General features: G+C 70.9%; 13 protein-coding genes. 9 read left to right on the top strand and 4 right to left on the bottom strand.

Annotated elements, in window-relative coordinates:
* The 3 genes from D8S75_RS00460 to D8S75_RS00450 all read left to right on the top strand — a co-directional run bounded on the left by D8S75_RS00460 (position 1) and on the right by D8S75_RS00450 (position 2,939).
* On the top strand, positions 1-807 hold the full coding sequence (locus D8S75_RS00460) for a YoaK family protein (protein WP_119963969.1): 807 nt from the start codon (positions 1-3) through the stop codon (positions 805-807).
* A gap of 21 nt (positions 808-828) precedes the next feature.
* On the top strand, positions 829-2,058 hold the full coding sequence (gene glcF, locus D8S75_RS00455) for a glycolate oxidase subunit GlcF (protein ID WP_119963968.1): 1,230 nt from the start codon (positions 829-831) through the stop codon (positions 2,056-2,058).
* Positions 2,059-2,150: 92 nt separating this feature from the next.
* Entirely contained in the window at positions 2,151-2,939 is a 789-nt protein-coding gene (locus tag D8S75_RS00450; RefSeq protein WP_119963967.1) for a ProQ/FINO family protein, read from the top strand.
* Positions 2,940-3,015: 76 nt separating this feature from the next.
* On the opposite strand, the gene D8S75_RS00445 is transcribed toward D8S75_RS00450, so the two are convergent.
* The gene (locus tag D8S75_RS00445; protein WP_119963966.1) at positions 3,016-3,981 is read right to left on the bottom strand and encodes a magnesium and cobalt transport protein CorA; all 966 of its coding nucleotides are present in this window, start codon (positions 3,979-3,981) and stop codon (positions 3,016-3,018) included.
* 58 nt (positions 3,982-4,039) lie between these two features.
* Entirely contained in the window at positions 4,040-4,525 is a 486-nt protein-coding gene (locus D8S75_RS00440) for a glutathione peroxidase (RefSeq protein ID WP_119963965.1), read from the bottom strand.
* A gap of 87 nt (positions 4,526-4,612) precedes the next feature.
* On the opposite strand from D8S75_RS00440, the gene D8S75_RS00435 reads away from it, so the two are divergent.
* Positions 4,613-5,122 carry an O-acetyl-ADP-ribose deacetylase gene (locus D8S75_RS00435; protein ID WP_119963964.1) on the top strand — a complete coding sequence of 170 codons (510 nt, stop codon included), beginning with the start codon at positions 4,613-4,615 and terminating at the stop codon, positions 5,120-5,122.
* Here D8S75_RS00435 and D8S75_RS00430 read toward each other — a convergent pair whose 3' ends face one another.
* Both D8S75_RS00430 and lplT read right to left on the bottom strand, forming a co-directional pair.
* On the bottom strand, positions 5,123-6,019 hold the full coding sequence (locus tag D8S75_RS00430; RefSeq protein WP_119963963.1) for a DMT family transporter: 897 nt from the start codon (positions 6,017-6,019) through the stop codon (positions 5,123-5,125).
* 110 nt (positions 6,020-6,129) lie between these two features.
* Entirely contained in the window at positions 6,130-7,410 is a 1,281-nt protein-coding gene (gene lplT, locus D8S75_RS00425) for a lysophospholipid transporter LplT (protein WP_119963962.1), read from the bottom strand.
* Between the two features lie 137 nt (positions 7,411-7,547).
* Here lplT and alr point away from each other — a divergent pair, with 137 nt between their 5' ends.
* The 5 genes from alr to D8S75_RS00400 all read left to right on the top strand — a co-directional run bounded on the left by alr (position 7,548) and on the right by D8S75_RS00400 (position 12,546).
* Positions 7,548-8,654, top strand: coding sequence for an alanine racemase (gene alr, locus D8S75_RS00420; protein ID WP_119963961.1), 1,107 nt, complete (start codon positions 7,548-7,550; stop codon positions 8,652-8,654).
* Positions 8,654-9,514 carry a hypothetical protein gene (locus D8S75_RS00415; protein ID WP_119963960.1) on the top strand — a complete coding sequence of 287 codons (861 nt, stop codon included), beginning with the start codon at positions 8,654-8,656 and terminating at the stop codon, positions 9,512-9,514. Before alr ends, D8S75_RS00415 begins: the two co-directional genes overlap by 1 nt.
* Positions 9,515-10,019: 505 nt before the next feature.
* Positions 10,020-10,697 carry a transglutaminase-like domain-containing protein gene (locus D8S75_RS00410; protein ID WP_119963959.1) on the top strand — a complete coding sequence of 226 codons (678 nt, stop codon included), beginning with the start codon at positions 10,020-10,022 and terminating at the stop codon, positions 10,695-10,697.
* Positions 10,694-11,140, top strand: a complete 447-nt coding sequence (locus D8S75_RS00405) for a PaaI family thioesterase (RefSeq protein ID WP_119963958.1) — start codon at positions 10,694-10,696, stop codon at positions 11,138-11,140. The genes D8S75_RS00410 and D8S75_RS00405 overlap by 4 nt, the downstream gene beginning before the upstream one ends.
* 59 nt (positions 11,141-11,199) lie before the next feature.
* Positions 11,200-12,546: a ferredoxin reductase family protein gene (locus D8S75_RS00400; protein WP_119963957.1), complete on the top strand. Its 1,347-nt coding sequence runs from the start codon at positions 11,200-11,202 to the stop codon at positions 12,544-12,546.
* Positions 12,547-12,555 lie beyond the last annotated feature (9 nt).

The following is a 12,555-nucleotide window of genomic DNA, read 5'->3' as shown; positions in this document are numbered from 1 at the left end:
ATGCGCCGCTTCCGCCACCTCACCGGCCAGCACCGCACGGTAGACAGCAACCGGCGCCTGGGCCTGCTGCTGGCCTTCAACGCAGGCGCGGTGAACGCGGGCGGCTTCCTGGTGGTCAAGCTCTACACCTCGCACATGACGGGTTTCATCTCCATGCTGGCGGACAACCTCGTGCTGGGCAACATGGTGCTGGTGCTCGGCGCCGTGGGCGCGCTGCTGGCCTTCATCAGCGGGGCGGCGCTCACCGCCATCCTGGTGAACTGGGCGCTGCAGCGCCGGCTGCACAGCACCTATGCGCTGCCGCTGCTCATCGTGGCGCTGCTGATGCTGGTGTTCGGCCTGGTGGGCGCGGTCACGCTCGACTGGCGCACGCCGTTCGCCGTGCCCGCCACCGTGCTGCTGTTGTCCTTCATCATGGGGCTGCAGAACGCCACGGTGAGCAAGATGTCCTCGTCGCAGATCCGCACCACGCACATGACCGGCGTGGTCACCGACCTGGGCATCGAACTGGGCAAGATGCTCTACTGGAACCGCAGCGGCCGCCCGCCTGGGCAGCAGGTGCGGGCCAACCGCCAGCGCGCGGGCCTGTTCGCCGGGCTGCTGGGCATGTTCCTGGTCGGCGGCATCGCCGGCGCGGCCGGGTTCAAGCACCTCGGCTTTGTCTTCGTGGTGCCGCTGGCGCTGATCCTGTTCGCGCTGTCGCTGCCCCCGCTGTGGATCGACCGGGCCCGCCTGCGCTCGCAGGGCCGGCGCGCGGCGCAGGGCGCGCCTTCGAACCCCTCCCGGCACGCGCCGCCGGCACCCTGACCTTCCGCTCCCGGATTTCCCATGCAAACCCAACTGGCCCCCGAATTCCAAGGCACGCCCGAAGGCATCGAGGCCGAAGCCATCCTGCGCAAATGCGTGCACTGCGGCTTCTGCACCGCCACCTGCCCCACCTACCAGCTGCTGGGCGACGAGCTCGATGGCCCGCGCGGCCGCATCTACCTCATCAAGCAGGTGCTCGAAGGCGCGCAGCCCACGCGCAGCACGCAACTGCACCTGGACCGTTGCCTCACCTGCCGCAATTGCGAGAGCACCTGCCCCAGCGGCGTGCAGTACGGCCACCTGGTGGACATCGGCCGCAAGATCGTGGACGAGAAGGTGCCGCGCCCGGTGGGCGAGCGCGCCCTGCGCTGGGCGCTCAAGGAAGGCCTGCCCTCGCCCGTGTTCGGCCCGGCCATGAAGGTGGGCCAGGCGGTGCGCGGCCTGCTGCCCGCCGGCCTGCGCGCCAAGGTGCCCGCGCCCGAGGCGCCGGGCGCGCTGCCCGCGCGCCAGCACGCGCGCAAGGTGCTGATGCTGGAGGGCTGCGTGCAGCCCGCCATGATGCCGGGCATCAACAGCGCCACGGTGCGCGTGCTTGATGCGGCGGGCATCCAGACCGTCGTGGCGCGCGAGGCGGGCTGCTGCGGCGCCGTCAAGTTCCACCTCAACGACCAGGACGGCGGCCTGGCGCAGATGCGCGCCAACATCGACGCCTGGTGGCCCTGGGTGGAAAAGGGCGAGGTCGAGGCCATCGTCATGAACGCCTCGGGCTGCGGCGTCACCGTCAAGGAATACGGCCATCTGCTGCGGCACGACCCCGCATACGCCGGCAAGGCCGCGCGCATCAGCGCCCTCACGCGCGACCTCTCCGAACTGCTGCCCGACATTGCTCCGGCCCTGCAGGGCCGCCTGCGCAACGTGCCCCAGGGCGTGGTCGCCTTCCACCCGCCCTGCACGCTGCAGCATGGCCAGAAGCTGCGCGGCGGTGTCGAGCAGCACCTGCGCGCGCTGGGCTTCGACGTGCGCCTCACCGCGAACGAATCCCACCTGTGCTGCGGCTCGGCCGGCACCTACTCGGTGCTGCAGGCCGAACTGTCGGGCCAGCTGCGCGACCGCAAGCTCGGGCACCTCGGCGCGCTGCAGCCCACGGTGATCACCTCGGCCAATATCGGCTGCATCACGCACCTGCAAAGCGGCACGCAGACCCCCGTGCGCCATTGGGTGCAGGTGCTCGACGAGGCGCTGGCCGATTGAGCGCCTGCCGCCCTGCCAAAGCCACCCCCGTGGCGGGGTGGCGCCCAAGGCTGGCATGATCCGGGGTTGATCCCGATCGCTTTCCCTATTCCATGACCGATTCCGTGCCCGGCGCCGACGCTGCCACCCCCCTTTCCACGACCCCGGCGCCCGCCGCGCCGCAGGCCGACGCTCCCGTGGCGCAGCCCCGCTCCGGGCGGCCCCGCCGGGGCGGCCGAGCCCGCAAGAGCGCCGATGCCGCCGCGCCCGCGCAGGCACCGCAGCGCCGTGCCCAGCGCCCGGTGCCGCCCGCGCTGGAGAAGCTCGCCGAGCTGTACCCCCAGCTCTTTGGCGCCACCTTCCTGCCGCTCAAGCGCGGCATCTTCCAGGATCTGCTGGCCGCCCACCCCGAGGCCTTCGAGCGCGAGGCGCTCAAGGCCGCGCTGGGCATCCACACCCGCTCCACGCGCTATCTGCAATGCGTGGCCGCCGGGCTGCAGCGCCACGACCTGCAGGGCCAGCCCGTCGAGCCCATGGCGCCCGAGCATGTGCACCATGCGCTGCTGGAGACCTACCGCCGCCGCCAGGGCCGTGGCCCGGACGATCTGGCGGCCAAGCTGCGCGCGCGCATCGTGCGCAACTTCGAGGCCAGCGGCCTCACGCGCGAGGAATACGCCGAGCGCGTGCGCACGCGCGACGAGGCCGCCAATGCGCTGCTCGACGAGGCCTTCGCCGAGCTGGCCGAGCGCAGCGCGCGCGACGAGGCCCTGCTGCGCGCCTTCGAGGCCAGCGGCCAGAGCCTGGAGGCGTTCGCCGACATGTACGGCATGGACCCGCGCACCGTCACGCGCACCCTCGCGGGCGCGCGCCAGCGCCGGGCGGTGGCCGCGCCTGGCGTGTGAGCGCGGGTTTTTGCTCCTGAAAAGAGAGCTGTTGGCGCTTTGTGGCAGAAGGATTGAGTCGTTTTTGGCTTGAGGCCTACAGCCAGCCCGTCTTGCGGAAGCGCCAGTAGAGCACGGCCCCGGCGCTGAAGATCACCGCCAGCGCCATGGGGTAGCCGAAGGCCCATTTCAGCTCGGGCATGTGCTCGAAGTTCATGCCCCAGATGCCCGCCAGCGCCGTGGAAACGGCGAAGATCGCCGCCCAGGCCGCCAGGCGCTTGGTGGTTTCCGATTCCTCGATGGTCACCATGGACAGGTTGACCTGGATGGCCGTGCCGATGGTGTCGCGCACCGCGTCGATGCCGCCCTGTATGCGCGCCAGGTGGTCGTGCACGTCGCGGAAGTATTCCTGCGCGCCGGTGCAGACCTCGGGCACGCGCCCGCCGTGCAGCTTGCCCGCCACCTCCAGCAGCGGGCCGGCGGCGTGGCGCAGCAACGAGGTACGGCGCTTGAGCGCGTACAGCCGCTCGATGTTGCCGCGCGCCGCGCCGCGCTCGAAGATCTGGCCCTCGATCTCGTCCAGCTCGCTCTCGAACGCGTCGAGCAGCGGGAAGTAGCGGTCCACCACGGCGTCCATCAGCGCATAGAGCACGAAGCCCGCGCCATGGCGCAGCAGCAGCGGCTCGCGCTCGCAGCGCTCGCGCACGCCCAGGAAGCCCTGGTTGCTGCGCGTGCGCACCGACAGCACGAAGTTGTGGCCGACGAAGATCGCCACTTCGCCCACCTGCACCGTGTCCTCGCCCGGTTCGAGCAGGTGCAGCACGACGAAGAGCGTGTCGCCGTATTCCTCGATCTTGGGCCGCTGGTGGCCCTTGCGCGCATCCTCCACGGCCAGTTCGTGCAGGCCGAATTCCTGCTGCATCTGCGCCAGCTCCTCGGCCGAGGGGTCGCGCAGGGCGACCCAGACAAAGCAGTCCGGGCGCCGCAGCCAGTCGCTGATGTCGTCCACGGGAATGTCGGCGAGCTTGCGGCCGTTGTCGTAGGCGACGCAGTTGATGATCATGGGCGGTGGGAAAGCGTGAAGGAGAAAAGGGGGGCGGAGGCCATAGACGCTCAGCCTCTCAGGCCGCCAGCGCGGCCTCGATGTCGCGGGCCAGCTTCTTCGGCTCGTCCTGTGGCGCGTAGCGGCGGATCACCTGGCCGTCCTTGCCGACGAGGAACTTGGTGAAGTTCCACTTGATGGCCTTGCTGCCCAGCAGGCCGGGCGCCTCGGCCACGAGCCAGCGGTAGAGCGGGCTGGCGTCCTGGCCGTTGACGTCGATCTTGGCCATCATCGGAAAGCTCACGCCGTAGTTGAGCTGGCAGAAGCTGGCGATCTCGCCATTGCTGCCGGGGTCCTGCTGGCCGAACTGGTTGCACGGAAAGCCCAGCACCACCAGGCCCTGGCCGCCGTACTGCTGGTGCAGCGCCTCCAGGCCGCCGAACTGCGGCGTGAAGCCGCAGGCGCTCGCGGTGTTGACGATCAGCAGCACCTGGCCTTCGTACTGGCGCAGGGGCACCAGGGTGCCATCGATCCGCTGGGCTTCGAAGTCGTAGACGCTGCTCATGGAATGCTCCGCCGGGGTAAAACCGCATCGTAGCGGTTCCGCCGTGCTACCGTGCGCGCTGCCATGGACCGCACGGGAGCCCCTGTCATGACCCCCCTCTTGCGCGCACTGCAGGCCGACATCACGCAACTGCCGGTCGATACCATCGTCAACGCCGCCAACACCACGCTGCTGGGCGGCGGCGGGGTCGATGGCGCCATCCACCGCGCCGCCGGGCCGGAACTGCTCGCGGCCTGCCGCCTGCTGGGCGGCTGCGCCACCGGCGACGCCAAGATCACGCCGGGCTTCGGCCTGCCGGCGCGGCATGTCATCCACACCGTGGGCCCGGTGTGGCGCGGCGGAGGCCATGGCGAGCCCGCCCTGCTGGCCTCCTGCTACCGCCGCAGCATCGCGCTGGCCGTGGCGCACGGCGCGGCCACGCTGGCCTTTCCCTGCATCAGCACCGGGGTCTATGGCTACCCCTTCGAGCCGGCCGCGCGCGTGGCCGTGGCCACGGTGCGCGACGCGCTCGCTGCCGATACGCCGTTGCGCGAGGTCATCTTCTGCTGTTTTTCCGCCCACGACCTCGCGGTCTACGAGGCCGTGCTCGGCGGCTGATCAGTGCGCCGCGCCGCGTCCCTGGCGGTGCGGCAGGATGGCCAGCACCGCCGCCAGCATGATGAGCGCGCCGCCCGCCAGCGTGCGCGGAGCAAGCTGCGCGGCGTCCAGCCACCACGACGAGACGCTGGCGAACACCACCTCGGTCAGCATCACCAGCGCCGTGGTGCCGGCGGCCAGGCGCGCCGCGCCGAACTGCAGCGCCAGGTTGCTGAGCAGGAAGGCGCCCGTGAGCCCCAGCGCAACGAGCATCCAGATGCCGATCGCGGTGGGCGGTGGCGCGATGCTGCCCGCCGCCATGCCGAGCACGGCGGTCAGCGCCGCCAGGGCGGCGCCACCGCCGAACATGGCGGCCATGCGCGCCTCGTCGGGCGCGCCGCGCAGGCGCCGCAGCGTGACATTGGTCAGCGCGAACGCGAAGCCGCCGCCCAGGGCCAGCAGGTCGGCGCCCGACAGGCCTTCGGCCAGCCGCGCCAGCGGCATGCCCGGTGGCAGCACCACGAGCGCCACGCCGCCGAAGGCCAGCGCCAGGCGCAGCAGCGCCAGCGGCGTGGGCACCTCGCCCAGCAGGCGCCAGGCCAGCAGCACCGACCAGGCGGGCATGAGGTAGAACAGCAGCACCACGCGCACCACGTCGCCCACCGTCACGGCCCAGTTGAAGCCCACGTTGGTGAGCCCCGAGGCCAGCGCCAGCAGCCACAGCCCCGGGTGCTCGCGCACCGTGCGCCAGATGCCCGGGCGCAGCGCCCGCAGCAGGCACAGGGCCAGCGCGTACATCAGCGCCGTGGCCCACAGCGGGTGCAGGCCGGCCTCGTGCAGCACGCGGAACGGCCACCACGAGACGCCCCAGACAAAGGCGTTGAACAGCAGGGCCAGCACGGGCAGGGGTTTATGCATGAAATGAGGCGTTAGCGCTTGATGGGCAAGCGCCAGCAGCTATCAAAAAATGAGTTATAGAGTCTGTTCAAAGCCTTTGCGGGCTCCATGAAAAGACTTTGAACAGGCTCTTAGTGGTGCGTGTCCTGCCGCGCGATGTGCAGCAGATGCTCCAGCTCTTCGGCGTGGCTGGTGCAGTTGTGGCAGTGCCAGCGTCGGATCAGCCACATCATGCCCGCCACCGCGAGGCCGAAGGCGATGATGGCGCCGAACACCGACAGGCCCAGCTTCAACGAAAGGCTGTAGAACGCGCCCAGCCCCAGGATGCAGGCCTGTTCGTTGAAGTTCTGCACGGCGATGGAGCGGCCCGCGCCCATGAGGTTGTGGCCCCGGTGCTGCAGCAGCGCGTTCATGGGCACCACCAGGAAGCCGCCCAGGCCGCCCAGCAGGATGAGGAAGGGGATGGCGACCCAGATGTTGTCGATGAACACCATCAGGATCAGCAGCAGCCCCATGCCGATGCCCAGCGGAATGACCTTGGTGGCCATGTCCAGGCGCATGCGCAGCGAGGCCACCACGGCGCCCACGGCCGTGCCGATGGCGACCACGCCGGTCAGCGCCGAGGCCTGGGTGGTGTTGTATTCCAGCGCCACGGCGGCCCAGGCCAGCACGATGAACTTGAGGTTGCCGCCCGCGCCCCAGAACAGCGTGGTGGTGGACAGCGAGATCTGGCCCAGCTTGTCGCGCCACAGGCGGCTGTTGCAGGACCAGAAGTCGGGCAGCAGCGCCAGCGGGTTGCGCGGCATGGGCCGCATCTCCACGCCGGTGTGCGGGATGCGTGTGTTGAACCAGGCGGCCAGGGCGTAGACCAGGATCAGCGCGGCGATGGCCGCCTCGGCGGCGGTGTCCACGCCCGTGTCGATGGCGGGCAGGTCGATGGCCAGCAGCAGGCCCGAGAGGTTCGTGCCCACGAGCTGGCCGCCCAGCAGCACGCCCAGGATGATGGAGGCGATCGTCAGCCCCTCGATCCAGCCGTTGGCCCGGACCAGCTGCGAGGCCGGCAGCAGCTCGGTGAGGATGCCGTACTTGGCGGGCGAGTAGGCCGCCGCGCCCAGGCCGACCACGGCATAGGCGATCAGCGGGTGCGAGCCGAACAGCATCATCAGGCAGCCCACCACCTTGATGGCGTTGCTGACGAACATCACCTTGCCCTTGGGCAGCGCGTCGGCGAAGGCGCCCACGAAGGGCGCCAGCACCACGTAGAACAGGGCGAACATGGGCACCAGCGCGGCGCGTTGCCACTCGGGGGAGCCGTCGGTGCGCAGCAGTTCCACGGCCGCCACGAAGAGTGCGTTGTCGGCCAGCGAGCTGAAGAACTGCGCCGACATGATGGTGTAGAAACCGCGCTTCATCGGATGGCAGGGGTGGCATCAGCCGTGCTGATGCCCTGTGAAATGTGGAGGCCCGGGGCTAAAGATGGGCGGTTATATCATGCGGTTACAGGTGCCCGGTGCCAGAATCCGGGCCTCGTCCCCCGGTATCTACCCCCATGCCACGCCCCATCCAAGCCACCATCCACACTGCTGCACTGCAACACAACCTGGGGCGCGTGCGCCGCGCCGCGCCGGACGCGCGCGCCTGGGCCGTGGTCAAGGCCAATGCCTATGGCCATGGCATCGAGCGTGTGTTCGAGGGCCTGCGCGGCGCCGACGGCTTCGCCCTGCTGGACCTGCAGGAGGCCGAGCGCGTGCGCCACCTGGGCTGGCGCGGCCCCATCCTGCTGCTGGAGGGCGTGTTCGAGCCGCGCGACCTGGAACTGTGCTCGCGCCTGGGCCTGTGGCACGCGGTGCACTGCGACGAGCAGATCGACTGGCTGGCCGCGCACAAGACGCAGGTGCCGCACCGCGTCTTCCTCAAGATGAACTCGGGCATGAACCGCCTGGGCTTCACGCCGCAGCGCTACCGCAGCGCCTGGGCGCGCCTCTCGGCCCTGCCGCAGGTGGACGAGATCTCGTTCATGACGCATTTCTCCGACGCCGACGGCCCGCGCGGCATCGCGCACCAGATGGCCGCGTTCGCCGCCGCCACCGAGGACCTGCCGGGCGAGCGCAGCGTGAGCAACAGTGCCGCCACGCTGCGCCATGCGCAGGACGCCCAGGTGCGCGCCGACTGGGTGCGCGCGGGCATCGTGCTGTACGGCAGCGCGCCCGATTACCCGGAGCACGACGGCGCCCATTGGGACGTGCAGCCCACCATGACGCTGTCCACCCGCCTGCTGGCCGTGCAGGAACTGCAGGCCGGCGACACCGTGGGCTACGGCTCGCGCTTCACGGCCGAGGGGCCCATGAGCATCGGCGTGGCGGCCTGCGGCTACGCCGACGGCTACCCGCGCCACTGCGACACCGGCACGCCGGTGCTGGTGAACGGCGTGCGCACCCGCCTGGTGGGCCGCGTGAGCATGGACATGGTCACGGTGGACCTGACACCGCTGCGCCAGGCCGGCATGGACGTGGGCTTCGGCAGCGAGGTAACCCTGTGGGGACGCGCCGGCAACGGCGCCGTGCTGCCCATCGACGAGGTGGCCCAGGCCGCTGGCACCGTGGGCTATGAACTCATGTGCGCGCTGGCCCAGCGCGTACCCGTGGTGGCCGACTGATGGCGGCCCGGCGCCCGGGCGGCAAGAGCGCCTCGACCTGGCGCGCGGTGCGCATGCCGCACCAGGACATCGAGCGCACGCTGCGCCAGCGCTACAGCCTGCGCCTGCACGGGCTGTGCATCGGCAGCGTCACGCTGCTGCTCATGTGGGGCGCCTCGCACCTGCAGATGCGGCTGGGCGTGGAGTCGCTCACGCTGCGCTACCTTGTCACGCTGGCCGTGGGCTACGCCGGCTACCTGCTGGTGCTGCGCGCCTGGGCCGCGTGGCTGGTGGGCCGGCGCGAGGTGGACTTCGATCTGCCCGACATCGACTGGCCCGGTGGCGGTTCGTCCGGCGGTGGTGGCGCGCGCATCCCGCTGCCGCGCACGGGGGGTGGCGACTTCGGCGGCGGCGGGGCCTCGGGTGAGTTCACCGACGGGCTGGCGACCAGCCTGTCCAACGCGGCCAGCAGCGCGTCCTCGGGCGGCAGCAGCGTGCTGGGCGATGTCGCGGGTGACGTGGCGGGCGGCGCGATCGACGCCGTGGCCGGGTCCGACGAGGGCGCCGTGGTCGTCGTGCCTATCGTCGCCATCTTCCTCATCGGCACGGCCGTGCTGTTCGGCGCCGGCTCGCTGGCCCTGCTGTTCTTCGGCTGGGACGCGCTGCTGGCCGTGGCGGTGGAACTGGCGTTCTCGGTGGCCACGGCGCGCGCCGCCATGGGCGTGGAGCGCGAGGGCTGGCTCGGCGCCGCCGTGCGTCTGACCTGGAAGCCGCTGCTGGGCGCCGTGCTGTGCGCCGTGGTGCTGGGCGCCACCATCGACCATTTCCTGCCCCAGGTGCATTCGCTGCCCGAGGCGGTGCGCCTCATCCGGGGCCAGTGAGCGGGGCGCCCGGCCGGGTCAGCAGACGACCGAGAGCTGGTCCACGATGTCGCGCTCCCGGCGCGAGAGGGCGGAATAGCCCCAGCGGAACAGGCGGGTCAGGGCGCGGTTGATTTCGGATTCGCTGTAACGCATGGCTCTCTCCCATGGGAGCCCCAGGCTCCGGAAAGGTGGTGGATGCATGGCTGGGGGCGCCGCCGCGAAGACCGCTGGAAACGCCGAGGCTCGCTGCATGGCACAAGCCCTGTGCCAAGCATGAACCCGTCGCGGGCGCCGCGAAGTCGGCATGAAGCTGTGGCATGTACCGCTTTTTGGTGGATCGGCGGCGGCGCCGTTGTGCCAGGCGCAAGCGCCCGGCAGGACGCTGCCCGCGCGCGCGTCATGCGGCTTCCGTGGAGGCGCGCCACGGCCAGGCGGGCTGGCCGATCGTGTACAAAAGGCCGCATGCCCGTGCGCTGCCGCCCTCGCGACAGCCTCCGCTGCACCACCGCACCACACTACGCCCATGACCGACCAGCCCCGTCCCGCCACGCTTGCCGCCACGGCACTGATCGACAGCGACCATCCCGACGTCGCTGCCTTCGCGCGCCAGCATGCGCGTGGCGGCGATGCGCGCGAGCGCGCCGTGGCGCTGACGCTGGCGGTGCGCGACGGCTTCCGTTACGACCCCTACCGCATCGACCTCACGCCCGAAGGCATGCGCGCCAGCACCGTGCTGGCCTGCGGCCACGGCTGGTGCGTGCCCAAGGCCGTGCTGCTGGCGGCGGTGTGCCGCGCCGCCGGCATTCCGGCCCGCCTGGGCTTCGCCGATGTGCGCAACCACCTGAGCACCGAGCGCATGCGCCAGACCATGCAGACCGACCTGTTCATCTGGCATGGCTATGCCGACCTGTGGATCGACGGCCGCTGGGTCAAGGCCACGCCGGCCTTCAACGTCGAACTGTGCGAGCGCTTCGGCCTGCTGCCGCTCGACTTCGATGGCCGCGCCGATTCGATCTACCACCCGTTCGACCGTGCCGGCAACCGCCACATGGAGTACGTGCGCGAGCGGGGCACCTTCGACGACCTGCCACTGGCCGCCATCGTGGCGGATTTCCAGCAGGTCTACGGCGCCTGGATGGTGGACCCGGCCACCCTCCGGTCCGCCAGTTTCCAGCACGACGTGGAGCGCGAGACGCAATGACCGACACCTCTTCCCTGATTCCCCCGGGTTTCGAGCCCATCGAGGCCGGCGGCCCCTACATGCAGAACAACGGTCCGCTGTACCTGCTGCACCAGGGGGGCGTGGTGAAGTTCGGCTTCCGGGTCGAGCGGCGCCACATCAACCCCATGAACAACCTGCACGGCGGCATGATGGCCAGCTTCTGCGACATGCTGCTGCCGCTGTCGGTGCACCGCAAGAGCACCGAGGTGGGCCAGCGCTTCCTGCCCACTGTCAGCCTGCAGATCGACTACCTCGCGCCGGCCCCGCTGGGCTGCTGGGTCGAGGGCGAGGCCGAGCCGCTGCGCGTGACGCGCTCGCTGGTGTTCGCCCAGGGCCTGGTGCGCGCCGATGGCGTGCCCTGCGCGCGCGTGAGCGGCGTGTTCAAGATCGGTCCGGCCATCCCCACCGAAGTGGTCGGCTGATTCCCCGGGCGGGGAGGGCGCGGGGCTACCATCGCTCCATCGGCTCCCGTGCCCCCGCCATGCGAACCATCCGCCAGGTCTACTGGTCCTTCCTTCTCCTGCTCAGCGCGGCCTGGTGGCTGAGCGAACCGACCGATGCCACGGCGCTGACCCATGTGTTCGCCTGGCGCGCCGTGCTGCTGCAGTACACCGGCGTGCTGGCCATCGGCGTCATGGCGCTGGCCCTGGTGCTGGCGGTGCGCCCGGTGGTGTTCGAGCCCTGGCTGGGCGGCCTCGACAAGATGTACCGGCTGCACAAGTGGCTGGGCATCACGGCGCTCGGGGCGTCCCTTGCGCACTGGCTGCTGGCCGTGGTGCCTTCGCAGTTGGTGGGCCTGGGCTGGGTCCGGCGCCAGGCGGTGTCCACCAGCCTGCTGCGCACCGATCTGCCCGCGCTCGAATGGCTGCAGCAGGCGCTGCGCGGCCAGCGTGGCATGGCGGTGGTGGTGGGCGAGTGGGCGTTCTACCTGGCCGTGCTGATGATGCTGCTGGCGCTGGTGCGCACCTTCCCGTACCGCTACTTCTTCAAGGTGCACCGCCTGCTGGCCGCCGCCTTCCTGGCCCTGGCCTGGCATGCGCTGGTGCTGCTGCGCGTGGATTACTGGGCCGGTGTGCTGGGGCTGCCTCTGGCCCTGCTGGTGCTGGCCGGCGGCATCGCGGCGGTGCGGGTGCTGCTGCGCCGCGTGGCGGCCGGACGCAAGGCCGTGGGCGAGGTGGCGGCCATCACCCGGCACGAGGCGGTGCACACGCTGGAACTGGCGATCGACATCAAGGGCCGCTGGGCCGGGCACCAGGCGGGCCAGTTCGCCTTCGTCACCTTCCACCCCGAAGAGGGGGCGCACCCCTTCACCATTGCCACGCCCTGGGCTGGGGACGGTCGCATCGGCTTCCTCGTCAAGGCACTGGGCGACTACACGCGCACCCTGGAACGCCGCCTGCGCGTGGGCAGCGTGGTGCAGGTGGAAGGGCCTTATGGGCAGTTCACGTTCGAGGGCGCGCGCGAGCGCCAGATCTGGGTGGGCGGCGGCATCGGCATCGCGCCGTTCGTCGCGCGCATGAAGGCGCTGGCGCAAGCGCCCGATGGCAAGACCATCGACCTGTTCCATGCCACGGCGGACTACGACGCCCATGCCATCGCTTTGCTGGAGCGCGACGCCCGGGCCGCCGGGGTGCGCCTGCATGTGCTGTGGGATGCGCGCGACGGCCTGCTCGATGCCCGGCGCATCGCCGCCGCCGTGCCTCGGTGGCGCGAGGCGGACGTCTGGTTCTGCGGCCCGGCGGCCTTCGGTCAGGCGTTGCGGCGGGATCTGCTGGCGCTGGGGCTGCCCGCGGAGCAGTTCCACCAGGAGCTGTTCCAGATGCGCTGACCTGGGCAC

The organism is Simplicispira lacusdiani, assembly GCF_003604195.1.
GTDB classification, from domain to species: domain Bacteria; phylum Pseudomonadota; class Gammaproteobacteria; order Burkholderiales; family Burkholderiaceae_C; genus Simplicispira; species Simplicispira lacusdiani.
Note: the sequence above shows the minus strand (reverse complement) of the source record. Positions and strands in the feature narration are given on the sequence as shown.